Source organism: Halomonas sp. ALS9, from assembly GCF_001651035.1.
Classification (GTDB): Bacteria; Pseudomonadota; Gammaproteobacteria; order Pseudomonadales; family Halomonadaceae; genus Vreelandella.
Genome location: NZ_LXRG01000201.1, coordinates 26,448 through 49,516 on the forward strand (window position 1 = coordinate 26,448; position 23,069 = coordinate 49,516).

Here is a 23,069-nt window from a genome sequence, read left to right on the forward strand (position 1 = left end):
ACTGCCTGCGCTCGACAATACGGCGTTAAAAATCGCCTCGTGCGCGAGTCCGATCAAAATGCTCATTTACAACTCGTAAACTGCGCTTTCTCGTTGATTTTTGCCTTGTCTAGCCTTCGCTCGCCGACTTTTCGTACAAACCCTAGCAGCCCGTTAAAGTAAAGAGGGAATCCAGGTGGAGAGCGCTGGGAAGGCAGCCAGCAGCACAATCACCACCAAAAAAGAGACGTAAAACGGCAGCGAGGCAATAATTGCCCGTTCATAGGGCACCTCGGCTATTCGCGCGGCGGTCATCAGCGTCATCCCCACCGGCGGGGTCACATTGGAGATATTCAGTACGACGATCATCAAGATGGCGAAGTGCAGCGGGTCAAAACCCAACTGAATCATCGCGGGCACCAGCACCGGGGCAATCACCACCAGCGCGGGCAGCACATCCATCACCGTGCCAATCACTAAGAGTAGCAGGCAGACCAGCATCAGCTGCACAAAAGCTGCGTCGCTAACGGTGGTGATCATGCTGGCTGCATCCCTGGCTATGCCTGAGCGGGTAACGAACCAGCCCAATACCGCAGACGTCGCCAGTAGAAAAAACACCACGCCGGAAAAACGCACCGTGGTGACAAGGGCGTCCCAGATTTTGCGCCAGGTTAGGTTGCGGTAGAACACCACGCCAATCACTATGGCGTAAACCGCCGCAAAGCCCGAGGCTTCGGTAATCGTCGTCAGCCCCGAGAGTATCCCGCCAAGGATAATCAGCGGCACCACCATCGCGGGCAACGCAACTAAAAAGGCCAGGATCGCCGCTTTAAAGGGCGTCGGCGCTTCCTTGGGGTAATTGCGTTTCCAGGCCAAAAAGAAACTAACCCCCAGTAGCGCCAGCGCCATCAATAAACCGGGGATAATACCGCCCGCGAACAGGTCAATCACCGAGATATCGCGCAGCAGCGTGGCGTAGACCACCATCACCACGCTAGGCGGAATAATCGGCCCAATAATTGATGAACAGGCGGTGACGGCGGCGGCGTACTCGGCATCGTAGCCCTGCTTTTTCATCTCGGGAATCATAATTTTGCCGATCGCAACGGTATCAGTGACTGCCGCGCCGGTCAGTCCGGCAAAAAACACCGAGACCGAGATATTCACATGGGAGAGCGAGCCGCGCACCCGGCCAAACAGCGCATTGTTGAACGCAATCAGCTTATGGGTCAGCCCACCTTGGTTCATCAGCTCGGCGGTAAAAATAAAGTAGGGCACGGCGATCAGCAGAAAACCCGACACGCCGGAGAACATACGGTCGGCAATGATGCCCAGCATGCGCTCGCCGCCCAGCGCAAAACCACCTGCCAGGCCCGACATCGCCATCACCACCGCTACCGGCGCACCAATAAACAGCAACAGCACGAATACCACAATGGCAGGTGTCATAAGCGGTGCTCCCCATCAGCGCTGTCAATGAGCTCATCAATGGCATCGCGCTCATCCAGAAAGTGTTCCAGTAGCGCAAAGCCATGTACCAGGTGAAGCAGCATAATCACACCGCTGATAGGTACGACGATGGCGGTGACCTTGCTGGGAATACGGATTTGATCAGAGACCATGTAGACCTGGGTGGCACTGGTAAAGTAATCCCAGCCGTACCACGTCAGCATTAGCGCAAACAGGCCAATCACCGCCAAACAGAGCCCGGCAGCCACCTGCACCATGGCTCTAGGCAAGCTACGCACCAGTAGCGTCATGGCGACATGTTCACCGTAGCGCAGCGAAATGGTCATGGAAAGAAAGCCGATCCAGGGCAGAAACAGCCGCGCCAGCGAGTAGGTCCAGCTAAGCGTGCTGCCGGTCATCAGCTTGTAGAGAAAGGCCGTAAACGAGATGCCGAGCATCGTCAGAATGCAGCCCACACATACCACGATGGCTACCTGATTGACGCTATCGCTCAAGCGGCGCAAAGGAGTTAAAACACCCATGGCTGTTCCTCACGCTGAGGCATGTGTATAGCCCCAGCGTTTATCTATCGCTCACCGTTATTGGCCTGTTTTTTTGGCACCAGCTTTATTGACTCCGAACTTATTGACCATAAATACGGTAGTCGTCTTCGGCTAGCTGCTGGCCAACGCGCTCGACTTCGTCAAGTAGCCCCTGTACACGGGCTTCGTCCATGCCAAAGTCATCGACGATCCACGCCTGCCAGGCGGGGCGGGCAATTTCCGCCATACGTTCACGCTCGGCGTCGGGCATCAAATAGCACTCTTCAAAGCGTTCGCAGGACTCCACCCAACTGGCCGTTGCCAGGGCGCCTGACATACCGTGGCTCAGTTGGATCGCTTCCCGCGCGGAGCTTACCAGCGCCTGCTGATGCTCTTCAGGTAGCGACTGATACCACGATTCGCTGACTACCCAAGGGGCGCTGTTATACACATGCCCGGTAAGGGTGGTGTAGTCGGTGACCGCATCGAAGTTAAAGGTGGTATTGAGTACCGGCGCATTGAACTGGCCATCGGCGAGGCCGGTTTCCAGTGCGGTGATTAGCTCGCCCCAGGGCAGAGGCGTGGCGGAAGCGCCTAGAGAGCGCATAATCGCCACGTGGGCCGGGTTCTCCTCAGTGCGAATATTGAGTCCTTCCAAGTCTTCGACGGTCTTGATCAGCCGTACGTTATTGGTGAAAGCGACAAAGCCACCGCCATCGTCGAAGGTGCCCAAATAACGCATATCGGCGGCTTCGACGGTGCCGGACATAAAGTCGGCGAACCATTCGCTATCGAAAAAACTCCACGCCTGACGCCAGTTGGTAAACAGGAACGGCGCCGTGACTACTTGGTAATCTTGGTAAAACGACGACATCGCCCCGGCCGACATTATCGTCGACTGCAGCGTGCGCCCGCCCTGCACTTCCGAGCCGTTCTCAACCTCGGAACCTAGCTGGCCGCCGCCAAAGATGGTGACTTCGAGATCCCCATCGGTGCGCGCCTCTACCAAGTTTTTAAAATGCACCAGCGCCGGATAGATTTCGTTATTACTCATATCTTCCGGAATCTGGGTGGCAATCACCATTTCATAGGATTGTGCCTGTACGTTGGCGCTGGCAATCGCCAGGGGAAGTGCCGCCAAGGCGGCGATAAATACTGATTTTTTAGCGCTCATAACATACCTCGTTTTGGTTATTGGTCGGTCTTCGTTATGACTGGCGGTGCTACTCGGTAGCGATGTCGGTCTTGTTATGGTTGTGCGGGCAGGGACTCCCATACTTCTATCGCGGCGGCCAAGTCTTCAAGCGACGCGCCTACCGATTTGAACAGCGTGATTGCTTCCGGTTTAGTGCGCCCCGGCTTGGCCCCGGTGAGCACCTCGGCAAGCTCCGCCTGGATCTGGTCAAACTGAAACTCGCCTTCATCAATGGCTTGCAGAATGTCGCCCGCTTCGCCTTTAGCCCCGGCGTAGGTATCCACAAACACCTCCGCGCGGCGCAAACATACGGCATCGGTTTCACGCATTTGCGGACGAAACGCGCCGATCAAATCCAAGTGCGTACCGGGCGTTAGCCACTCGCCTTTAATCAGCGGCTGTGTGGAGAGCGTTACACAGCTGATGATGTCGGCCTCGGCGACTGCATCAGCGAGCTCTTCCACCACCTGGGTTTCAAAGCGCTCAGCATATTCATCGGCAATCGACGCCGCTTTGCTGGGATTACGCCCCCACACCAGCACCCGCTTGATGGGACGTACGCTGGCGTGGGCTTCAATCACCATGGGCGCCAGCTTGCCCGTACCCACGACTAGCAGCGTCTCTGCGTTTTTATTCGCCAAGGCTTGGGCGGCCAGCGCCGAAGCGGCCGCCGTACGGCGCCGGGTTAGCTCGCTGCCATCGATACATGCAAGCGGCTGACCGTGCTTGCCCTCGCTGAGCAAGTAGAGCCCGGAGATCGCCGGAATCCCGTGGTCGGCGTTTTGTGGAAATACGTTGACCATCTTGACGCCGATATAGCCCACCGCCTCCCAGGCGGGCATTAACAGCATGGTGGCCTCGCCATCCGGCCGGTGCATCGCATGGTGATGGCGCGGCGGAGACTCCACGCCATTCACGAACGTGTTATGTAGCCGTTTGATTAAGCCGTCCCACGCCAAGCAGCGCGAGACTTCTTCGCCAGAAACAACCCGCATATCAGGCCTCCGGCAGCGCGGCTACCACCATGATTTCCACTTTCCACTCGGGCTTGGCGAGCTGGGCTTCAAGCGCTGCACGCACGGGTGGACGACCAGGCACCACCCAGGCGTCCCAAGCGGCGTTCATTTGGTCGAACTCCGCCATGCTGGTGACCCAGATTTGCGCTGAGATCAGGTGTTCTTTAGAAGTGCCCGCTTGGGCTAGCAGTTGATCAATGCGCGCCAGCACCTGCTCGGTTTGGCCACGCATATCCGCCGTGGCATCAGGAGGCACTTGGCCAGCGAGATAAACGGTGCCGTTGTGAATGGCGACTTGGCTCATGCGTGCATTGCTGTCTTGATAGGTAACGCCCATGGTGTTTCTCCTTGAAAGAAGTTCTTCTGACATAAAAGGCTTCTTCAGAGACTAGAGCGCTTATCGGCAAATTACTTGCCCGACACTGCGGCAAGTTTGCCCGCAAGTCATGCAGGCCGCTTTCGGGAGGAACCTAACGGCCTAAGGGGACTAACGGTCAGTGGAAGGGGAAATCTCGAAGTAACGCCGATAGGCGCGGGAGAAACTGCCCTGGTCGCGAAAACCGACCAGCATGGCAATATGCCCCAGGCTAAGAGTGCTATGGCGGACTAACGTACGCGCGTGCTCCAAGCGCCTGCGCTGCACATACGCCAGCGGCGTCACGCCGGTTAGCTCGCGAAAGCAGCTATGAAAGTGCCCGGGGCTCAAGGCACACAGAGACGCTAGCTGTTCTACGCGGATCTCATCGGCCAGGTGCTGATCCAGCCAGGCATCCAATCGCGCAAGGTCGAGACGTTCGCTGATGAAGTGCTGGCCCAACTGCCCAACCGCCGCTGGGGTGGCCTCCTGCAGATACATGGTCAACGCGCGGAGCAACAGGATGGCTATTTCATTCTGCAATGCGGGGCACTGCTCAAGCTGATTGGCCAAGGCGTGGGTGAGCTGATTTAACGCCGGCGGCACGCTGAAAAAGCGCGGCTTATCGAACAGACGCTCAATGTCGCTGCCCTTCTCAAGCAAAGCTAACTGCGCCACGGGAATATCCAGCACTAACGTACGGTTGCTGCCATCGCCCTGATACTCGTGATGGCGCGACGAGGGAATCAGACAGCCACGCCGAGCGGTCACCCTTTCCCCCTGCCCTTCCATGGAGAGTTCTGTGACGCCACAGGTGGCCAAAATCAGCTGGTGAAAATCGTGGGTATGGGCCACCTGCTCTTTGGCTAAGTTGCGGCTATGCAGCTCAAAAGGGGGCATGGTGAAATACCGTCTTTCGTCAAATGCGAGTCGTTCACTATAAAACGGCTAGGCGACCAAAAGCGAGGGGGTAGCCAACTGTAGGTTAACGCTCTGCCAGAGTGGCGCAATGCGGATAAAATGCTGTCATCTGCCAGTCATGGGCTCAGGTTAGGGTGGGCATAAGCTGCCATAAGAGTTTAGACAACATGCCACAGCGTCGACGCCCCCTTCGCAACGCTCCGCTCAGTGACCAGGAAGTCACAGTCCTCGCCCATTTAGCCAACGGCAATGCTCTCCACCTGCAGCGCGAAGCTGACCGCGAGGCGCGGCTGGCATCTGCGTTGATGTTGCTTCACTCAACGGCGACCACGGCTGAGACGCAGCCGGGATGCATGAACATACTGATGATTTCGGATGTTTACTTTCCCCGCGTCAATGGCGTTTCCACCTCCATTGCCAGCTTTCGCGGCGCTCTTGAACGCTTAGGTCACTCGGTCACGCTAATCTGCCCCGACTACCCATTGGGCCAAGTGGACGAACCGGGTGTGATGCGCATCCGTTCGCGCCGGATACCCGGCGACCCGGAAGATCGCATGATGCGCTACCGCGATCTGCTCGCTCTGACACCGCAGTTGGCAGACAAGGCGTTTGATCTTATTCATGTCCACACGCCCTTTACCGCCCACTATGCCGGTGTTGCGCTGGGTCGTCGGCTCGGGATTCCAGTCGTCGCGACCTACCACACGCTTTTTGAGGAGTATGTTCATCACTATATTCGCTGGCTTCCGCGACACTGGCTACGCCTGTCCGCACGGCGGCTGTCGGTACACCAGTGCCAACAGCTCAGCGCCTTAATAGCGCCCTCTCAAGCGATGCAGCAAGCACTTACTCGCTACGGCGTAACCACGCCTACCACGGTGATTGCTACCGGCTTGGCGTTGGAGTCGTTCTGCCACACACAGGGAGCCCAGCATGAAAGCGACTTTCGGGCTCACTACGGCCTGCCCCAGGAAGCACGACTGCTACTCTATGTAGGCCGCGCCGCCTTTGAGAAGAACATCGACTTTCTGATCGATATGCTGCCCAAGGTATTAGCCGAACACCCCACCACCCGACTAATCATTACCGGCGAAGGCCCGGCCCACGACTCGCTTGTTCGGCGTGCTCAGGAGCTTGGCGTGGCAGAGTCAGTGCTGTTTCTCGGTTATCTCGACCGCAGCGGCCCATTGCAAGCCGCCTACCGCGCCGCCGACGTTTTCGTCTTTGCGTCACGCACGGAAACCCAGGGGCTGGTACTGCTGGAAGCGATGGCGCTTGGCACACCGGTGGTTTCCACCGCCATGATGGGCACGCTGGATGTGCTAAAAGAGGGAGAAGGCTGCCTAATCGCCGAGGAGAATCATGACGACTTCGCCACTAAGGTTAACCGCCTGCTAAGTGATGAAGCTCTGCGCCAGCAGCTCGCCGAGCGCGCCCAAAGCTATGCTGCGAGTTGGCACGAGGATATCAAAAGCATGGAGCTAGTAACGCTTTATCGACAGCTTACGGCAGAGTATTTGGCTGATGTGAGGAAGTAAGTGCTGAACGTTAAGAAGGACACAACGGCATATTTTCAGTTATTTATCTCAAGCTTGAAACTATTACCATATAGGTATATTTTTCCTTTATGGAGACACCACCGCCAAAACTTTTACGATGGGTAGCTAGTGCAAAAAAAGATCTTCAGGCAATGCCTGAGGATGTAAAGGATGTATTTGGTTTTGCAATCCATCTAGCCCAGATTGGTTCGAAACACTCACAATCGAAACCATTAAAAGGCTTTGGTTCGGCGGGGGTTCTTGAGGTTGTGGAGAATCATCAGGGCGACACTTATCGTGCTGTTTATACGGTTCGCATCCAGGAAGCGGTTTATGTCTTGCACTGTTTCCAAAAGAAATCGTCAAGTGGCATAGCTACCCCCAAACCTGATATGCAAAAAATACGTGAACGGCTAAAAGCGGCGGAAGAGCACGCCAAGGAGGCTCACAATGATCGTTGAAGAAAGCGCAGGCAATGTATATGCCGACCTCAACGTCCCAGACGCGGACGAAATGGTGATAAAGGCTCAACTGGCAGCCAAAATCAGCGAAGTTATCAAGCTTCGCCGTCTTACACAGGTGAAAGTCGCCGAGCTAACTGGCTTACCTCAGCCTAAAGTTTCAGCGTTACTCAAAGGTCAATTCCGAGGCATTAGCGAAGCGAAAATGCTTGAGTGTCTAGCTCGTCTAGGTCGTGATGTACGTATTGTCATTGGCCCCGCTCGCCCACGCTCTAAACCTGGGCATGTGGAGCTTGAATTTGCTTAGTTTTTTCTGGCCGTATTCAGTCAGTTCTAAAATGCTGAGAGGCACGTTCAGCTATCACTGCCATTCCACCTTGAGCCTCCACCACATGGCGAAGCGCCATTAGAAAAGCCGTTTCTCCGCCCTCCTCATCCAGCTCATCAAAAGCAGTGCGTAGATAATCGATAGCCATATCAGGATCTTCACGAAGCATGGTAATCACAGCAGCATCATGGCTTTTCATTACTTCTCCTCCATGATGTGAGAATGAGCTTAAGAATTAGGCAAACTCATCGCATCAATACACCTCAGCGAAATATTAGCCTAGAAGCTACAGCACTGCAGCTAAAACTAAGCATAGCTAGTCAACGCGATTAGGTACGCCTCAAAAATTGACCTGGACAAAAACTGGACAGATTGAGAGATTCAGAAAGGAAAAACACAAATCGCAGACATAAAAAAAGGCACCTAAGTGCCTGATTTTAAATATGGTGCCGGTAGCCAGACTCGAACTGGCACACCCGTAAAGGCGGCGGATTTTGAATCCGCTGCGTCTACCAATTCCGCCATACCGGCAATGCGTGCGTAGTATACGTAAATTTCTAGGTAGGTCAATCACATTGACTGACTTTATCCAGCCAAAGCGCTATCCTATGCCGCCTGTTTGATCAACGTTAAGAGTTATACGCCATGCAGCGCGCGGATTTTCATTACGAGCTACCCGACGAATTAATTGCTCGCTACCCTTCTGAGCAGCGTAGCGACTGCCGCTTGCTGTGTGTGGATGGCCAGAGCGGTGCGTTGGAACATCGCCGCTTCCCTGATTTGCTTGAGCTTTTGGAACCGGGCGACCTGCTGGTGTTTAACGACACCCGCGTGATTCCGGCGCGCCTGCACGGTCACAAAGCCAGCGGCGGCAAGGTAGAGATGCTGCTTGAGCGCCCGCTGGATGCCCACCGTGGCCTGGCGCATATCCGTTCGAGCAAATCGCCGAAGCCCGGCACCGAGCTGATTTTCGAGGGTGGCATTCACGCCATTGTGGAAGGCCGCCGTGATGCATTGTTCGAGCTGCGTTTTTTGGGCGATACGCCGATGATCGCGCTGCTGGAAAAGCACGGTCATATGCCGCTGCCGCCTTATATTACCCGCGAAGACGAGCTAAGTGACCGTGAGCGCTACCAAACGGTTTACGCCCGGCGTGATGGTGCCGTCGCTGCGCCGACCGCAGGATTGCACTTTGATCAACCGCTGCTGGATGCGCTGGCGGATAAAGGCATTAACCGTGCCTTTGTCACGCTGCACGTCGGCGCGGGCACCTTTCAGCCGGTGCGTGTAGACAACATCCTTGAACACCATATGCACAGCGAGTGGATCGAGGTTACCGAAGCCACCTGCCAGCAAGTGCGTGACACACTCGCGGCGGGTAAGCGTGTAGTGGCGGTAGGCACCACCAGCGTGCGCTGCCTGGAAAGCGCCTGCATGAAAAGCAGCGATGGGCAGATCGCACCTTTCAGTGGCGACACCGATATTTTTATCTACCCCGGTTACCAGTGGCGCTGTGTGGATGCTTTAATTACCAACTTCCATTTACCTGAATCGACGCTATTGATGCTGGTCTCCTCCTTTGTAGGTTACGACACCATCATGCACGCTTACCAACGGGCGGTAGCCGAGCGCTATGCATTTTTCAGCTATGGCGATGCCATGCTGCTGACCCGCTAATGGCTGACCCAAACCCTGTCCCCGTCGCGCCAAACGAACGAGATTAACGAGTTACCTTATTATGCGAAACGAATGCTTTATGCGCTTTGAGCGCTTGGCCGACGATGGCCGCGCCCGCCGTGGTCGCCTTCACTTCCCCCGCGGCACGGTAGAAACACCGGCGTTTATGCCGGTGGGCACTTACGGCACGGTGAAAGGCATGACGCCGGACTCCGTCAAAGAGATCGGCGCCGAGATCATCCTGGGCAATACCTTTCACCTGTGGCTGCGCCCCGGCACCGAGGTGATTGAAGCTCACGGCGACCTGCACGACTTCGCCCAGTGGGATAAGCCGATTCTGACCGATTCCGGCGGCTTTCAGGTATTTTCCCTGGGCGAGACGCGCAAGATCACCGAGCAGGGCGTGCATTTCCGCTCGCCGGTGGATGGCAGCAAAGTGTTTATGGGCCCGGAAGAGTCCATGGCGGTTCAGCGCTCGCTAGGCTCCGATGTAGTGATGATCTTTGACGAGTGCACGCCCTACCCGGCCACCTTTGACGAAGCCGAGAAATCCATGGAGCTGTCGCTACGCTGGGCCAAACGTTCGCGAGATGCCCATGGCGATTCACCTTCCGCGCTGTTCGGTATCATCCAGGGCGGCATGCACCCAGAGCTGCGCGAACGCTCGCTCAACGGGCTGCTGGAGATCGGCTTTGATGGTTTGGCGATTGGCGGCCTTTCGGTGGGCGAGCCTAAAGAAGAAATGATCAAGGTGCTCGACTACCTGCCCACCTGGATGCCGGATGACAAGCCACGCTATTTAATGGGCGTCGGCAAACCCGAAGACCTGGTAGAAGGCGTTCGCCGGGGTGTGGATATGTTCGATTGCGTGATGCCTACTCGCAACGCCCGTAACGGCCATCTATTCACCTCGGAAGGCACGGTCAAAATTCGTAACGCCAAGCACCGTTTTGACACTCGCCCGCTTGACGAGGAGTGCGACTGCCATACCTGCAAGAGCTTCTCGCGGGGCTATTTACACCATTTAGACCGCTGCAATGAAATGCTCGGTTCGATGCTTAACACCATCCACAACTTACGTTACTACCAGCGTGTGATGGCCGATTTGCGCGCGGCAATTGAAGCGGGTACATTGACGACCTTTGTGGAAGGCTTCTATGCACGGCGCGGCCTGCCGGTGCCTCCCCTAGCGAATTAATCGCCACGCGCCTTGGCGCGTGGTTTAGACTGTTCGACCATGTTTTTAAACCAAGCATGTTTTTGAACCAAGCTGTTAAAAACTAAGCTTTTAAAAACCAAGCTTTTAATAAAACCCAAGCTTTTAAAAAAACCTAAGCTTTTCTAACTCAGGAGTTCTCTGCAATGCTGGATTTCTTCATCTCACCAGCTCATGCCCAAGAAGCCGCCGCTGGCGGTGGTATTGCGCAAATCGTCATGCTGGTCGGCTTCGTGCTGATTTTCTATTTCCTGTTATGGCGTCCTCAGGCCAAGCGCGCCAAGCAGCACAAGCAGCTGGTTACCAACCTGGATAAAGGCGATGAAATCGTCATTGGCGGCGGTCTGGTAGGTCGTATCACTAAAGTGAGCGACGAATTCCTGACCATCGAGATCTCTGAAGGCACCGAAGTTAACGTGCAGAAGAACGCCGTTGCCGCCGTATTGCCTAAAGGCACCATCAAGTCCATCTAAACCTTGCAACCCCCTGCCGACCAGTGCCAGCCACCCCGGCAGGGGTGACATGGTATAAATGATGGTGAACTTTGCTGTGCACGGCGTGTCCGTGCACAGCATTCCGTTTGTAATTGAAGGCAGGGCTTGCATGCTCAACCGTTACCCCCTGTGGAAGTATCTGCTGATACTGGTCGTCCTGGTGGTTGGCCTTATCTACTCGCTTCCCAATCTATTCCCCGAAGATCCCGCCATCCAAATTAGCAGCGCCCAAGGCGACTCGCTGGATGCGCGTCAGATAGACCGCGTTGAAACCGCGCTCAGCGAAGACGGCATTGAAATCAAAGCCCTCGAAGAAGAGAACGGGCAATGGTTAATTCGTTTGCGCCACGACGACGATCAGCTTCCTGCACGCGACATTGCCGCCGACCTTTTAGGCGATGAGGCAACGGTAGCGCTGAACCTCGCCGAAGCAACACCCGAATGGCTACAGGCCTTCTCTGCTTCCCCCATGACCCTGGGCCTCGACTTGCGCGGCGGCGTGCACTTCTTGCTAGAAGTGGACATGGACGCCGCGCTTACCCAGCGCCTGGAAGTCAACGCCAGCGCCATGCGTGAACTACTGCGCAGCGAACGTATTCGCTATCGCAACACCGATGTCGAAGAGCGCACGCTGTCGATCGATTTTGCCAGCGCTGAAGACCGCGATACCGCGCGCAGCCTGATCAGTCGTGACTTTCCTGACTTTGAATACAGCAGCGAAGGCGATGGTCGTGCCTCAACGCTGGTGATGACGCTTAGCGATCAATCGGTCAGCGAAATTCAGGACTATGCGATCAACCAGAACTTGACCACCCTGCGCAACCGGGTCAACGAACTGGGTGTCGCTGAGCCCATGGTGCAGCGCCAAGGCCCCAACCAAATCGTCGTAGAGCTTCCCGGCATCCAGGATACCGTGGCAGCTAAGCGCATTGTGGGTGCGACAGCGAATTTGGAATTCCGCCTGGAAGCACGTAATGACACTCCGGACAACGAAACGGAAACCCTGACATTTCGTAATGAACCATCGCGCTCTGCTGAGCTAATGCGCGATGTGATTATTACCGGTGACAGCGTTTCCAGTGCCAGCAACAGCTTTGACGAAAATGGTCGCCCGCAGGTCAATATCGATCTGGATGGCACCGGCGGCACGCTGATGAACCGCGCCACGCGCACCAATATTGGTCGCAATATGGCGGTGCTGTTTATCGAGCACAAAAGCGAAGACACGGTGGTCACCGACCCGGAAACGGGCGAAGAGACCATTGAGCGCGAGCCCTACGTTGAACGCGGCTTGATTAGTCTGGCGACGATTCAAAGCGCGCTGGGCAACAGTTTCCGGATTACTGGACTGGATTCACCCACAGAAGCTGCTGAACTTTCGCTGCTGCTGCGTTCGGGCTCACTCGCGGCACCCATCTACTTCGTTCAAGAGCGCACGATTGGGCCAAGCCTGGGCGCTGAAAACATTGAGCGTGGTTTGCTATCAGTGCAGATCGGCCTACTGCTGGTCGTGCTGTTTATGCTGGTGCGTTACAAGGTATTTGGGATATTTGCCAATATCGCCCTGGCGCTGAACTTAACGCTGCTGGTCGCAGCAATGTCGATGCTGGGCGCGACGCTGACGCTGCCGGGGATTGCCGGTATCGTGCTGACGCTGGGCATGGCGGTGGATGCCAACGTGCTGATTTTCGAGCGAATACGCGAAGAGCTGCGCAACGGCATGTCGGTTCAGCAGGCGATCCAGGCAGGCTATGAACGTGCCTTTACCTCCATCGTTGACGCTAACATCACCACACTATTGGTGGCCGTTATCCTGTTCTCGATTGGTACCGGCCCGGTCAAAGGGTTTGCGGTAACACTCTCTATCGGCATTTTGACGTCGCTGTTCACGGCGCTAATGGTGACTCGTGCCATGGTCAATTTGGCTTACGGCAGCAAACCCGTCAAAAAGCTGTGGATCTAACTTAAGAGGTGGTAATGAAACCCCTAACACACCTGCGAATCGACTTTATGGGGCGACGCAAGCTCGCGTATATCGTCTCCGCATTGCTACTAATCGTGTCGATTGGCGCCATTCTGTTCCAGCAGCTCAATCTGGGGCTGGACTTTACGGGTGGTACGCTGATTGAGGTGCGCTACGGCGCCGCGCCCTCACTCGACGCTATTCGCGTGCTGCTTGAAGACAGCGGCTTCCAAGATGTCTCGGTGCAGACCTTTGGGGCATCGACCGAAGTATTGATTCGCCTTCAGCAGGCGTTTGATGCCGATGTGGGTGGCGAGGTGGTTAACCTGCTGCGCTCCAGTGGCGACAGCGTCGACCTTGTGCGCTCTGAGTTTGTTGGCTCCCAGGTGGGCGACCAGCTACGCGACCAGAGCGGCCTTGGCCTGCTGGTCGCACTCGGCGTGGTGATGCTCTATGTCGCCTTCCGCTTTCAGTATAAGTTTGCGATTGGCGCTCTGTTGGCACTGATGCACGATGTGATCATCGTCGTGGGCGTTTTTTCGCTGTTTCAGCTCGACTTCGATCTCACCGTGTTGGCGGCTATCCTGGCGGTGATCGGTTACTCGTTGAACGATACCATCGTGGTTTACGACCGCGTCCGCGAAGCCATTCGCACCTCGCGGATCGACGATATGCCGCAAATCTTCAACGAAGCAATTAACGCCACGCTATCGCGTACGCTAGCAACCTCAGGCACTACCGTTTTGGTACTGCTCGCGCTGCTGTTGCTGGGTGGCGATATGATTGAGAACTTCGCCATTGCGTTGCTGGTTGGCATCGTGGTGGGTACCTTCTCGTCTATCTATATTGCCGCGGCACTTTTGCTACCGCTGAAACTATCGCGGGAAGATTTGATCCCCACCAAGAAAGAGCTCGACGAAGAAGAGGAAGAGCTGCCTTAACAGCGCCTCTTTTACTCCTCTTGTTTAGCCTACAAAAATGCCCCTGCTGGAAACCCAGCAGGGGCATTTTTTCGTCTTGAAAGCTTATGTCTTTAAAACTTGTGCCTTTAAAGACTCAGCAGCGCTGCTTAGAAGTGCGGCGTTAGCTGCTTGATCAGCGCTTTATAGAGGCGCGGCCCGGCAGCCATTAATTGCCCTTCCACTTTCACCGTGGGCTGGCCGTCCGGGGTACCCATCAGGGCGCCCGCCTCTTTCAGGAACAGCGTACCAACCTGCATATCCTGCTCTTCCAAGCCAAGCACAAAAGCACTATCCACTCGTCCGGTGGCCAGTTCACATAGATCCAATAGCCCACAGCCCGTGGCCAGCAGGTTTTCTATCTGAGGGGCAAGCTGCTGGGAAACGGTTAAATAGGCAGGTAAATTGCGCGGGCGCAGCCATACTTCCGGAAGACTCATGGCCATACGCGTGCCGCTGATGGCGGTCGGTTTGCTAACGCGCATGCGCTTGTCGTTGTGTTGGGCGCCGCGGCCGCGGCTGGCAATATACTCGTCGTCGGCGAACGGGCAGATAATCACTGCGTGTTCGGGACGACCTTTGATAAGGCACACCACTGAGAGTGCAAAGCCCTTACCGGCGACGGCTAAATTGGAGTAGCCGTGCATCGGTTCAATTTTCCAGACGATATCCGCGCCTTCGCCTTCACCGGCGCGATGCGGGGTAAAGCGGCCAGTAACACCGTGCTGGGGATAACCGCGTTCCAACTGTTGAACAATCGTCGCTTCGGCCTTGCGCGCTGTTTCGTCGAGCAGGCGGTCAAGGTTAAATTCATCGTGCGCGTTTTCAATACGCTCGCGAACGCGTAGGAAGTGCTCAACAGCGCTGCGCGCTGCGCGCAACGTAAACTGGACCATCGGATTCATGGTTGGGCCTTGTCACAGTGATGTTAAAGAACGTGATGCTAATGATAGGTTGGCGCAATATCCGCCTTTGGCGCGCAATTCTAGCAGACCGCTCTCGGGCATGCCATCGACTCATGCTAGACTGCGCGTTTTACGCCTATTTACCGAGCGCTATTTACCGAGCGCTATTTCAGAGCACTATTTCAGAGTACTATTTCACCGGGCCCTATCATGCTTGAACGCATTCGCATTGTTTTAATCGGCACCAGCCATCCTGGCAACATCGGCGGCGTAGCACGCGCCATGCACAATATGGGCTTGGCCGATTTGGCCCTTGTCGCCCCCCGCTGCGAGGTGATTACTCAGGACAGCATTTCCCGCGCTTCTGGCGCTGATCACTTGCTTCACCAAGCCAACGTCCACGCTACACTGGAAGACGCAGTGGCGGACTGCACCCTGGCCGTAGGTGCCAGTGCGCGCTCGCGCACCCTGCCGTGGCCGATGCTCTCACCTCGGGAATTGGCCGATCGACTGCCCGGCGAGTGTCAGGCTGCAGAGTCTCGCGTGGCGCTGGTATTCGGACGCGAAGACAGCGGCCTGACCAACGCCGAGCTCCAGCGTTGCCACGCCCATGTGCATATTCCTACCAACGCCGATTTTAGCTCGCTCAATTTGGCCGCAGCGGTTCAGGTGCTCGCCTATGAGTGTCGCATGGCCTGGTTAAACCAGGCTGACGCGCCCGCAGTTGACACCAGCGCTGACGATGACTTGGCCACCCACGCCGAGCTTGAGCGCTACTTTGAGCACTTAGAGCGCACGCTGATTGGCATTGATTTCCATGATCCTGATCAGCCACGGCAGCTAATGGCGAGACTACGCCGCCTGTACCTACGCTCACGCCCGGAGCGTATGGAAATGAATATTTTGCGCGGGATTCTATCGGCCACCGAGAAAGCAGCGGGCACCAAGCGGCCTAAGCCATAACGTATTGGACTGAAAACGCGAAACTTGAAGTTGATGCTACGCGCCCCAACTTCGCTATTCTTAACGTGATTCCACTATTGATAGACGCCGCCCTTTAACGCCAAGGAACACCTCATGTTTCAACGTCTACGTGAAGACATCAACAGCGTATTTGACCGCGACCCAGCCGCACGTAACTTTCTTGAGGTGCTGACCAACTACCCCGGCCTGCACGCCCTGCTGCTGCACCGCTGCGGCCATTGGTTATGGAAGAAAAACCTCAAATGGCTGGCACGGACGCTGTCGACGTTTTCACGCTGGCTGACCGGTATTGAAATTCATCCGGGTGCCACTATCGGGCGGCGTTTTTTTATCGACCATGGTATGGGCGTGGTGATTGGCGAAACGGCGCTGGTCGGCGATAACGTCACGCTCTACCAAGGGGTCACCCTGGGCGGCACAAGCTGGAGCAAAGGCAAACGCCACCCGACCCTGGGCGATGGCGTGATTGTCGGTGCAGGTGCCAAGATACTCGGCCCCTTTACCGTGGGTGCCGGGGCCAAAATCGGCTCCAACGCGGTGGTTACCAAAGAAGTGCCGCCGGGGGCCACCGTTGTCGGCATTCCCGGTAAAATTGTTAAACGTGCCGACCCCGACGTGGAAGAGGCGCTGGATGTTGACCCTGCCCGCCGAGAAGCCATTTGTCAGAAATTTGGCTTTGATGCCTACGGCGTCAGCCAGGATATGCCCGACCCGGTGGCCCGTTCGATGCAGGCCATGCTCGACCATATGCACGCCGTTGATGAGCGTATCGAGCGCATGTGCTCGACCCTGCGCAAGCTAGACGACAACTATCGTGACGGGCAACTGCCCCAACTGCGGGACGAAGATTTCGCCGACATTCTGGATGAGCAGGACACCGGCTGCCCCGGCGTTGGCAAGCATTTGGTCGATGAGTCGACCAGGGAGCAAGAAACGCTGCCACCGCGTAATGGTTGACCAAAGCACTCGGGTTTTCCCATAATGGCAGCACATTTGCCGTTAGTGCGCTGAGCGTTCAGCGTCGAGGTGCTTGCCATGCGCTTGACCACCAAAGGCCGTTACGCCGTTACCGCCATGCTCGATTTAGCCCTGCATGCCCACAACGGCCCGACCAGCCTAAGCGATATCTCTCATCGCCAAGAGATATCGCTCTCCTATTTAGAGCAGCTTTTTGCTCGCCTGCGTCGTGCAGGCTTGGTCAATAGCGTGCGTGGCCCGGGCGGCGGCTACCTGCTTTCCCAACCCGCGGACGCGATCAGTGTCTCAAAGGTGATTGACGCAGTGAACGAAAGCGTTGATGCCACCCGCTGCCAGGGGCTTTCCGACTGCCAGCAGGGCGACACCTGCTTGACGCACCATTTGTGGTGCGAGCTTTCCGTGCAGATACGCCACTTTCTTGACGATATGACGCTGGCACAACTGATGCTGCGCCCTGATGTCATACGTATTGCGTCGCGACAGAAACAGCGTGCCGAGGCTGGCATTCTCGCCTCTTCACCCTGAACCAACGACGCAAAACCGACTACCCTGACCGAACAACCGCTGGAACGTAACGATGACGACACCCACGCTGCCCATTTACCTGGATTACGCCGCCACCGCGCCGGCGGATGCCCGCGTGGTTGAGGTCATGCAGCGCTACCTGACAGTTGACCAGTTATTTGCCAACCCGGCGTCGCGCAGCCACATGCTAGGCTGGCAGGCAGAACAGGTGATTGAGCAGGCGCGCCGTCAGGTAGCCGACGCGATTGGTGCCGACCCCAGAGAGATTGTCTGGACCAGCGGCGCCACCGAAGCAGACAACCTAGCGCTAATTGGCTTTATGCGCGCCAACCGCGAGCGCGGCCTACACTTGGTGACCTCGTCGATTGAGCATAAAGCCATTGTCGATACCGCCCATGCGCTGGAAAAAGAGGGCTTTGAGGTCACCTGGCTAACGCCGGGGCGAGATGGTTGCATTCAACCTGAGCAGCTACGCGCGGCGATGCGCGACGATACCGCACTGGTCTCACTGATGGCGGTTAACAACGAACTGGGCAGCATCAACGATATCGCGGCCCTGGCGGCCGTTGCCCATGAGTTTGGCGCGGCCTTTCATACCGATGCCGCCCAGGCGGTAGGGCGTATTCCGCTAGACGTGGTGGCCCAGCAGATTGACCTGATGTCGCTGTCCGGCCATAAAACCTACGGCCCCAAAGGCGTGGGAGCGCTGTATGTAAAGCGCCACCCGGACATTCGCGTTGAAGCGCTGATTCATGGCGGTGGCCATGAGCGCGGCATGCGCTCCGGCACTCTGCCAACCCACCAAATTGCTGGCATGGGTGAAGCTTTTGCGCTGATGCAGCAGCAGTACGATGAAGACAACGCTCATATTGCGCACTTACAGCAACGTTTTTTGCGCGGCCTTGAAGGTGTCGAGGGCGTCTTTGCCAACACCCCCTTAGACCACGCTGTTCCCAACATTCTCAACTTGGCGTTTGAAGGCGTCGACGGAGAATCGCTGCTGATGGCGCTGCGCGATGTGGCGGTATCCACCGGCTCAGCGTGCAACTCGGCCAGCGTCGATCCGTCCTACGTGCTGCTGGGTATCGGCACGCCACGCTCGCTGGCGCTTTCGTCGCTGCGCTTTAGCTTCGGGCGCTTTACCACTAGCGCCGAGATTGATCATGCGCTAACGCTCATACGCCATGCGGTGAGCGGTTTACGGACACCGCCACGCAAAGCGGCTGACACTTTTTAAGGAGGACGCCACATGGCAACACTCAATATTACCCCGGCTGCCGCACAACAGATTCGCCACGTGCTTGACGAGCGGGGCCAAGGGCTCGGCCTGCGCGTCTCGGTCAAACCAAGCGGCTGCTCTGGCTATAGCTACGTGCTCGATTTTGCCGACACCGTCAGTGACGACGAAGTGCATTTTGAAGCCCATGGGGCCAGCGTCTACGTCGCCCCCGATGCAGTGGAGATGCTTAACGGCAGTGAAGTGGATTATGTCAGCGAAGGGCTGAACCGCTTTTTCCGCTTCAACAACCCCAACGTCAAAGATGAGTGCGGCTGCGGCGAAAGCTTCACCGTCTAGGCTTTGTTGTGACGAGCCTTGTTGTGACTAGCCTTGTTGTGACGAGTCTTGTTTTGACGAGCCTTGCCGTGCCGGGATTTGTCGTGTCGAGTTTCATCGCCGGTATTCATCCCCGAGCTTAAGCGCTATAATCGCGCACCTGGATACACACGCTCAGGCAGTTGGGTCGTACCCGCATGCTTTTTAAAATATTAGCTGAGTAAACGTTAGCTGCTGAAGCGCCATTAACCGAATCATTTTCTGGGCCGCCCTGGCCTTCTGGGGCGGCACTTTTTGCTTAGCCCTCATTTATGGAGACCATTAACATGGCTACTGAACGCACTCTTTCTATTATCAAGCCTGATGCCGTTGCTAAAAATGCCATCGGTGAAATCATCGCCCGCTTTGAAAAAGCTGGCCTGAACGTTGTTGCCGCGAAGATGGTTCACCTCTCCGAAGAGAAGGCTGGCGGTTTCTACGCCGAGCACAAAGAGCGTCCGTTCTTTAAAGACCTGGTTGGCTTCATGACCTCTGGCCCGGTGGTTGTTCAAGTGCTTGAAGGTGAAGGCGCCATCGCTAAAAACCGCGATCTGATGGGCGCAACCAACCCGAAAGAAGCGGCTCCCGGCACTATTCGCGCCGATTTTGCGGAAACAATCGACGCTAACGCTGTCCATGGTTCTGATTCTCCGGAAAGCGCTGAGCGCGAAATTAGCTACTTCTTTGGTAACGACGAAATCTGCCCGCGCTAAGAGCTTTTGAGTTAGCGCCGCCGAATCAACTTTCGTTGCCGGCCATTTTGCGGGGGCTAGTCCCCCGCCCCTTTCTATAACGCTGACCGCCATGACCACCACTGTAGCCCAACATACGCCCGCCCCCCGTGACGCCGATAGCTCAGACGCCGCCAGCACGCCTGCTGCCAAAGCGACGCCTGAACGTCAAAACCTGCTTGGTATGTCCCGCGAGCAGATGGAAGCCTTCTTTTTGTCGATCGGCGAAAAGAAGTTCCGTGCTACGCAGCTAATGAAGTGGATTCACCAGGAAGGCAGCGATGACTTTGCTGCCATGACGAACCTCTCCAAAGCGCTGCGTGAAAAACTGGCACGGCTGGCCGAAATTCGTGGCCCAGGGGTGATCTACGAGGGCACCTCCAGCGACGGTACGCGCAAGTGGGTGCTTGAAGTGGAGGATGGCAGCTATGTAGAAACGGTTCTGATCCCGGCAGAGAACGGTAAACGCCGCACGCTGTGCGTCTCATCCCAAGTCGGCTGCTCGCTGGACTGTAGTTTTTGCTCCACCGGCAAGCAGGGGTTTCAGCGTAACTTGACCGCTGCCGAGATTATCGGTCAGGTCTGGGTTGCGCAGCGCAGCGTTGGCCCGCGGCGTGATACGGCCAATCGTCCAGTGACCAACGTAGTGATGATGGGCATGGGCGAACCTTTGCTCAACTTCGATAACGTTGTGCCCGCCATGAAGCTGATGCTTGATGACAATGGCTATGGCCTCTCCAAGCGCCGGGTGACGCTGTCGACCTCTGGCGTGGTGCCGATGATCGACAAGCTCGGTGATGAAATGGACGTCAGCTTGGCGATTTCGCTACATGCGTCGACTGACGAATTGCGCAATGAACTAGTGCCCATCAACCGCAAGTACAATATTCGTGCGCTGCTGGATGCCTGCCACCGCTACCTTGCCAAGTGCCCGGATAATCGTCAGGTCACCATTGAGTACACGCTGATCAAAGACGTCAACGATCAGCAGGAGCACGCCGAGCAGCTTGCTGCATTGCTTAAAGAGCTGCCGTGTAAGATCAACCTGATCCCGTTTAACCCGTTCCCCAACTCTGGGTACGAAAAACCGTCGCGTAACCAGGTAATGCGCTTTCAGCAGTGGCTGTATGATTCAGGCTACAACGCGACGGTGAGAACGACCCGAGGTGAAGATATCGATGCCGCCTGCGGTCAGCTTGTTGGTCGCGTGAAAGACCGCACCAAACGCAGCGCGCGCTATATTCAGTCAGTACAGCTCGATGCGGACTAAGATAAGGTGTAGAAAACCGGGCTTATCTTGACTTCCGCTTGGCACGGCGCTTTGATGGTCACGGTTTTTATTTACATGCGTACTGCTATTTATTTGGTTTGCCTTACTAGCAGTTGGACGTTCACCACAAGAGGATTTACATGATCGCTCACCGCAGGCGCCAACACCCATCGCGGGTGCCCATGCTCACCGTACTTATCGGTAGTTTGTGGCTAGCCGGCTGTGCCTCGTCCAACAACCTTACACCGCAAGCCAACCCCGCGGCGGCAGACGCCTATACCCAGCTTGGCGTTGCCTATCTGGAGCGCAACAATCTTCCCCGCGCACTTAACGCACTGGATCGGGCGCTGGAAATTGCCCCACGCCATGCAGAAGCACTGCAAGCACTGGCGCTGGTTTACCAACGCCAGGGCGAAAGTGACCTTGCCAATGACTATTTTCAACAGGCGGTGAACGCCGAACCTGACTTCACCCGCGCCCGCAACAACTATGCGGCGTTCTTGTACGGTCAGGGCCAGTTCAATGCCGCCTGTGAGCAGTTAGAAACCGCATCAGAGGATGCCCAGTACGCCAACCGTGCCCAGTTATTTACTAATTTAGGGCAGTGTTACCTGGCGTTGGAAAAATTTGCTAAAGCGCGCGCTCGTTTGGAGCGCGCGCAAAGTATTGATCCGCGTAATTCACGCGGCTATTTAATGTTAGCTGAACTCGAATATTCGCAGGGCAATTACTCTCAGGCCTGGGCACCGCTGCAAACGTATTTACAGCTCGCCGAGCCCAACCAAGCAGCGCTTAGAATGGCGGTTGATATCGCTCATTCCCGCGGCGAGCATAGCGTCGCCGCCGAATACCAGCGTCTGCTTGGCAACGACTGACTGATTGACGCCCTGATCACCGCTTATTTAATGAAGGATGCTCAGCCATGAGCGATACACAGTCACAAGAAAACGTCATTGATAGCCCAAGTACTCACGGCACAACCACTAGCGCCTCTCCCGGCGAGCTTCTTGCTCGCCAACGCGAGCAGTTGGGTATACCGCTCGCCGATGCGGCCCGTGCGCTAAACCTGCGCCCCGCCGTCGTGGGCGGGCTAGAACAGGATGACTATCAAGAGATTCCTGTCGCCGCTTACCGGCGTGGCTATTTGCGCTCTTACGCCAAATACCTGGGGATGGATGACCGACTGGTGCTTGAGGCGTATCAAGCCCGCAGCGGCGGTACTGACACTGAGCGCAAAGTCTCGCCAGTCTCCACTGCCAGACCGCCCTCCCGCATTGGCGCCTGGCTGTTTAAGCTGGTTACCCTGCTGGTCATTGTGGGTCTTATTGCCGTGACCGTTATGTGGTGGCAGAGCCGGGGGGGCAACGAGCCGCCGGGCTTTGGCTCCACTGCTACGGAAGAGACCGCTACTGCCCCTGCAGAGCCAGCCAGTGAACCAACTGACACAGAAGAGAGCGCAAGTTCAAGCTTCACCAGTGGCGACGAAAGCGCGACGCTGCCCAGCAATGCTACCAACGTCACGCCTTCATCGACGTCTGAGCAAGGTCAAGCCCCCAGTGCACAGGCTGACGCTGACGCCATTGCAGGGCTTGATGCGTCCATTCTGGATAGCGACAGCGGTGCTGACGCCGAAGGCGATGAGCTTAGCAGCACAGGCCAGAATGACAGTGACCCGAGCGCTACCGAACAGAGCAGTGCGGACAGCGAGCAAACGGCCGCTGTCGAGCAGACCGCCAATGCCAATGTCCTTGAGCTGACGTTTAACGAGCAGTCATGGACGGAAATTTTTGATGCCACCAACCAGCGCGTCTTCGTTGGCCTGCAAACGCCTGGCACCTCGACCACCGTCGAGGGCGAGCCCCCGTTTCGTTTAACCGTGGGTAATGCCACCGGCGTCGAACTGCGCTACCAAGGCGAGGAAGTTGACCTTCCCGCTCGCGCAGGCGCCAACAATGTCGCCCGATTTACCTTGGGAGAGTGACCCGTCCT

The 23,069-nt window shown here is 56.4% G+C and carries 25 protein-coding genes and 1 tRNA gene; 17 read left to right on the forward strand and 9 right to left on the reverse strand.

The features are described 5' to 3' along the window. Positions 1–153: 153 nt before the first annotated feature. The 6 genes from A6R74_RS17960 to A6R74_RS17985 all read right to left on the reverse strand — a co-directional run bounded on the left by A6R74_RS17960 (position 154) and on the right by A6R74_RS17985 (position 5,436). Positions 154–1,428 carry a TRAP transporter large permease gene (locus A6R74_RS17960; RefSeq protein ID WP_064235852.1) on the reverse strand — a complete coding sequence of 425 codons (1,275 nt, stop codon included), beginning with the start codon at positions 1,426–1,428 and terminating at the stop codon, positions 154–156. After that, entirely contained in the window at positions 1,425–1,970 is a 546-nt protein-coding gene (locus tag A6R74_RS17965) for a TRAP transporter small permease (protein WP_064235853.1), read from the reverse strand. Before A6R74_RS17965 ends, A6R74_RS17960 begins: the two co-directional genes overlap by 4 nt. 100 nt (positions 1,971–2,070) lie before the next feature. Then, positions 2,071–3,144: a TRAP transporter substrate-binding protein DctP gene (gene dctP / locus A6R74_RS17970; protein ID WP_064235854.1), complete on the reverse strand. Its 1,074-nt coding sequence runs from the start codon at positions 3,142–3,144 to the stop codon at positions 2,071–2,073. A 74-nt stretch (positions 3,145–3,218) separates the two neighbouring features. Continuing rightward, complete coding sequence (locus tag A6R74_RS17975) at positions 3,219–4,160, reverse strand: ornithine cyclodeaminase family protein (RefSeq protein WP_064235855.1); 942 nt, start codon at positions 4,158–4,160, stop codon at positions 3,219–3,221. Between the two features lies 1 nt (position 4,161). Continuing rightward, entirely contained in the window at positions 4,162–4,518 is a 357-nt protein-coding gene (locus A6R74_RS17980) for a RidA family protein (RefSeq protein ID WP_008959745.1), read from the reverse strand. A gap of 150 nt (positions 4,519–4,668) precedes the next feature. After that, a complete protein-coding gene (locus tag A6R74_RS17985; RefSeq protein ID WP_064235856.1) occupies positions 4,669–5,436 on the reverse strand; it encodes a helix-turn-helix transcriptional regulator in 768 nt (255 codons plus the stop codon). A 188-nt stretch (positions 5,437–5,624) separates the two neighbouring features. Between A6R74_RS17985 and A6R74_RS17990 the strand changes: the two genes are divergently transcribed. The 3 genes from A6R74_RS17990 to A6R74_RS18000 all read left to right on the forward strand — a co-directional run bounded on the left by A6R74_RS17990 (position 5,625) and on the right by A6R74_RS18000 (position 7,763). After that, a complete protein-coding gene (locus A6R74_RS17990) occupies positions 5,625–6,995 on the forward strand; it encodes a glycosyltransferase (protein WP_082906742.1) in 1,371 nt (456 codons plus the stop codon). An 89-nt stretch (positions 6,996–7,084) separates the two neighbouring features. Next, positions 7,085–7,456: a type II toxin-antitoxin system RelE/ParE family toxin gene (locus A6R74_RS17995; RefSeq protein WP_064235857.1), complete on the forward strand. Its 372-nt coding sequence runs from the start codon at positions 7,085–7,087 to the stop codon at positions 7,454–7,456. Beyond that, on the forward strand, positions 7,446–7,763 hold the full coding sequence (locus tag A6R74_RS18000; RefSeq protein ID WP_064235858.1) for a helix-turn-helix domain-containing protein: 318 nt from the start codon (positions 7,446–7,448) through the stop codon (positions 7,761–7,763). The genes A6R74_RS17995 and A6R74_RS18000 overlap by 11 nt, the downstream gene beginning before the upstream one ends. Positions 7,764–7,779: 16 nt before the next feature. Here the strand turns inward: A6R74_RS18000 and A6R74_RS18005 are convergent, their stop codons facing one another. Beyond that, positions 7,780–7,983, reverse strand: a complete 204-nt coding sequence (locus A6R74_RS18005; RefSeq protein WP_240488267.1) for a hypothetical protein — start codon at positions 7,981–7,983, stop codon at positions 7,780–7,782. A 245-nt stretch (positions 7,984–8,228) separates the two neighbouring features. Continuing rightward, positions 8,229–8,315: transfer RNA gene (locus A6R74_RS18010), tRNA-Leu, on the reverse strand. A 114-nt stretch (positions 8,316–8,429) separates the two neighbouring features. On the opposite strand from A6R74_RS18010, the gene queA reads away from it, so the two are divergent. The 5 genes from queA to secF all read left to right on the forward strand — a co-directional run bounded on the left by queA (position 8,430) and on the right by secF (position 14,075). Next, positions 8,430–9,461, forward strand: coding sequence for a tRNA preQ1(34) S-adenosylmethionine ribosyltransferase-isomerase QueA (gene queA / locus A6R74_RS18015; RefSeq protein WP_064235859.1), 1,032 nt, complete (start codon positions 8,430–8,432; stop codon positions 9,459–9,461). Positions 9,462–9,540: 79 nt separating this feature from the next. Then, the gene (gene tgt, locus A6R74_RS18020) at positions 9,541–10,659 is read left to right on the forward strand and encodes a tRNA guanosine(34) transglycosylase Tgt (protein WP_064235860.1); all 1,119 of its coding nucleotides are present in this window, start codon (positions 9,541–9,543) and stop codon (positions 10,657–10,659) included. A 164-nt stretch (positions 10,660–10,823) separates the two neighbouring features. Then, complete coding sequence (gene yajC, locus A6R74_RS18025; RefSeq protein ID WP_007111584.1) at positions 10,824–11,150, forward strand: preprotein translocase subunit YajC; 327 nt, start codon at positions 10,824–10,826, stop codon at positions 11,148–11,150. A gap of 130 nt (positions 11,151–11,280) precedes the next feature. Continuing rightward, a complete protein-coding gene (gene secD / locus A6R74_RS18030) occupies positions 11,281–13,134 on the forward strand; it encodes a protein translocase subunit SecD (RefSeq protein WP_064236081.1) in 1,854 nt (617 codons plus the stop codon). Positions 13,135–13,148: 14 nt separating this feature from the next. Then, on the forward strand, positions 13,149–14,075 hold the full coding sequence (gene secF / locus A6R74_RS18035; protein ID WP_064235861.1) for a protein translocase subunit SecF: 927 nt from the start codon (positions 13,149–13,151) through the stop codon (positions 14,073–14,075). 128 nt (positions 14,076–14,203) lie between these two features. Here secF and A6R74_RS18040 read toward each other — a convergent pair whose 3' ends face one another. Beyond that, the gene (locus A6R74_RS18040) at positions 14,204–14,998 is read right to left on the reverse strand and encodes an inositol monophosphatase family protein (RefSeq protein ID WP_064235862.1); all 795 of its coding nucleotides are present in this window, start codon (positions 14,996–14,998) and stop codon (positions 14,204–14,206) included. A gap of 210 nt (positions 14,999–15,208) precedes the next feature. Here A6R74_RS18040 and A6R74_RS18045 point away from each other — a divergent pair, with 210 nt between their 5' ends. The 9 genes from A6R74_RS18045 (at position 15,209) to A6R74_RS18085 (ending at position 23,061) form a co-directional block, all read left to right on the forward strand. Continuing rightward, entirely contained in the window at positions 15,209–15,961 is a 753-nt protein-coding gene (locus A6R74_RS18045; protein ID WP_064235863.1) for an RNA methyltransferase, read from the forward strand. Between the two features lie 114 nt (positions 15,962–16,075). Then, positions 16,076–16,939, forward strand: coding sequence for a serine O-acetyltransferase (gene cysE / locus A6R74_RS18050; RefSeq protein ID WP_064235864.1), 864 nt, complete (start codon positions 16,076–16,078; stop codon positions 16,937–16,939). A gap of 78 nt (positions 16,940–17,017) precedes the next feature. Continuing rightward, complete coding sequence (gene iscR, locus A6R74_RS18055) at positions 17,018–17,485, forward strand: Fe-S cluster assembly transcriptional regulator IscR (protein WP_064235865.1); 468 nt, start codon at positions 17,018–17,020, stop codon at positions 17,483–17,485. Positions 17,486–17,537: 52 nt separating this feature from the next. Further along, positions 17,538–18,722 carry an aminotransferase class V-fold PLP-dependent enzyme gene (locus A6R74_RS18060; protein WP_064235866.1) on the forward strand — a complete coding sequence of 395 codons (1,185 nt, stop codon included), beginning with the start codon at positions 17,538–17,540 and terminating at the stop codon, positions 18,720–18,722. 12 nt (positions 18,723–18,734) lie between these two features. Next, positions 18,735–19,061, forward strand: coding sequence for a HesB/IscA family protein (locus A6R74_RS18065; protein WP_064235867.1), 327 nt, complete (start codon positions 18,735–18,737; stop codon positions 19,059–19,061). Positions 19,062–19,366: 305 nt separating this feature from the next. After that, positions 19,367–19,792 carry a nucleoside-diphosphate kinase gene (ndk, locus tag A6R74_RS18070; RefSeq protein ID WP_008959763.1) on the forward strand — a complete coding sequence of 142 codons (426 nt, stop codon included), beginning with the start codon at positions 19,367–19,369 and terminating at the stop codon, positions 19,790–19,792. Positions 19,793–19,883: 91 nt separating this feature from the next. Beyond that, positions 19,884–21,080, forward strand: a complete 1,197-nt coding sequence (gene rlmN, locus A6R74_RS18075) for a 23S rRNA (adenine(2503)-C(2))-methyltransferase RlmN (RefSeq protein ID WP_064235868.1) — start codon at positions 19,884–19,886, stop codon at positions 21,078–21,080. A 140-nt stretch (positions 21,081–21,220) separates the two neighbouring features. Next, on the forward strand, positions 21,221–21,955 hold the full coding sequence (gene pilW, locus A6R74_RS18080; protein ID WP_064235869.1) for a type IV pilus biogenesis/stability protein PilW: 735 nt from the start codon (positions 21,221–21,223) through the stop codon (positions 21,953–21,955). Between the two features lie 47 nt (positions 21,956–22,002). Next, positions 22,003–23,061 carry a RodZ domain-containing protein gene (locus tag A6R74_RS18085; protein ID WP_064235870.1) on the forward strand — a complete coding sequence of 353 codons (1,059 nt, stop codon included), beginning with the start codon at positions 22,003–22,005 and terminating at the stop codon, positions 23,059–23,061. The last annotated feature ends 8 nt before the right edge of the window (positions 23,062–23,069 follow it).

Coding starts and splice junctions, on each gene's coding strand:
- A6R74_RS17960 (WP_064235852.1), bottom strand. CDS start 1,428: ATGACACCTGCCATTGTGGTATTCGTGCTGTTGCTGTTTATTGGTGCG.
- A6R74_RS17965 (WP_064235853.1), bottom strand. CDS start 1,970: ATGGGTGTTTTAACTCCTTTGCGCCGCTTGAGCGATAGCGTCAATCAG.
- dctP (WP_064235854.1), bottom strand. CDS start 3,144: ATGAGCGCTAAAAAATCAGTATTTATCGCCGCCTTGGCGGCACTTCCC.
- A6R74_RS17975 (WP_064235855.1), bottom strand. CDS start 4,160: ATGCGGGTTGTTTCTGGCGAAGAAGTCTCGCGCTGCTTGGCGTGGGAC.
- A6R74_RS17980 (WP_008959745.1), bottom strand. CDS start 4,518: ATGGGCGTTACCTATCAAGACAGCAATGCACGCATGAGCCAAGTCGCC.
- A6R74_RS17985 (WP_064235856.1), bottom strand. CDS start 5,436: ATGCCCCCTTTTGAGCTGCATAGCCGCAACTTAGCCAAAGAGCAGGTG.
- A6R74_RS17990 (WP_082906742.1), top strand. CDS start 5,625: ATGCCACAGCGTCGACGCCCCCTTCGCAACGCTCCGCTCAGTGACCAG.
- A6R74_RS17995 (WP_064235857.1), top strand. CDS start 7,085: ATGGAGACACCACCGCCAAAACTTTTACGATGGGTAGCTAGTGCAAAA.
- A6R74_RS18000 (WP_064235858.1), top strand. CDS start 7,446: ATGATCGTTGAAGAAAGCGCAGGCAATGTATATGCCGACCTCAACGTC.
- A6R74_RS18005 (WP_240488267.1), bottom strand. CDS start 7,983: ATGAAAAGCCATGATGCTGCTGTGATTACCATGCTTCGTGAAGATCCT.
- queA (WP_064235859.1), top strand. CDS start 8,430: ATGCAGCGCGCGGATTTTCATTACGAGCTACCCGACGAATTAATTGCT.
- tgt (WP_064235860.1), top strand. CDS start 9,541: ATGCGCTTTGAGCGCTTGGCCGACGATGGCCGCGCCCGCCGTGGTCGC.
- yajC (WP_007111584.1), top strand. CDS start 10,824: ATGCTGGATTTCTTCATCTCACCAGCTCATGCCCAAGAAGCCGCCGCT.
- secD (WP_064236081.1), top strand. CDS start 11,281: ATGCTCAACCGTTACCCCCTGTGGAAGTATCTGCTGATACTGGTCGTC.
- secF (WP_064235861.1), top strand. CDS start 13,149: ATGAAACCCCTAACACACCTGCGAATCGACTTTATGGGGCGACGCAAG.
- A6R74_RS18040 (WP_064235862.1), bottom strand. CDS start 14,998: ATGAATCCGATGGTCCAGTTTACGTTGCGCGCAGCGCGCAGCGCTGTT.
- A6R74_RS18045 (WP_064235863.1), top strand. CDS start 15,209: ATGCTTGAACGCATTCGCATTGTTTTAATCGGCACCAGCCATCCTGGC.
- cysE (WP_064235864.1), top strand. CDS start 16,076: ATGTTTCAACGTCTACGTGAAGACATCAACAGCGTATTTGACCGCGAC.
- iscR (WP_064235865.1), top strand. CDS start 17,018: ATGCGCTTGACCACCAAAGGCCGTTACGCCGTTACCGCCATGCTCGAT.
- A6R74_RS18060 (WP_064235866.1), top strand. CDS start 17,538: ATGACGACACCCACGCTGCCCATTTACCTGGATTACGCCGCCACCGCG.
- A6R74_RS18065 (WP_064235867.1), top strand. CDS start 18,735: ATGGCAACACTCAATATTACCCCGGCTGCCGCACAACAGATTCGCCAC.
- ndk (WP_008959763.1), top strand. CDS start 19,367: ATGGCTACTGAACGCACTCTTTCTATTATCAAGCCTGATGCCGTTGCT.
- rlmN (WP_064235868.1), top strand. CDS start 19,884: ATGACCACCACTGTAGCCCAACATACGCCCGCCCCCCGTGACGCCGAT.
- pilW (WP_064235869.1), top strand. CDS start 21,221: ATGATCGCTCACCGCAGGCGCCAACACCCATCGCGGGTGCCCATGCTC.
- A6R74_RS18085 (WP_064235870.1), top strand. CDS start 22,003: ATGAGCGATACACAGTCACAAGAAAACGTCATTGATAGCCCAAGTACT.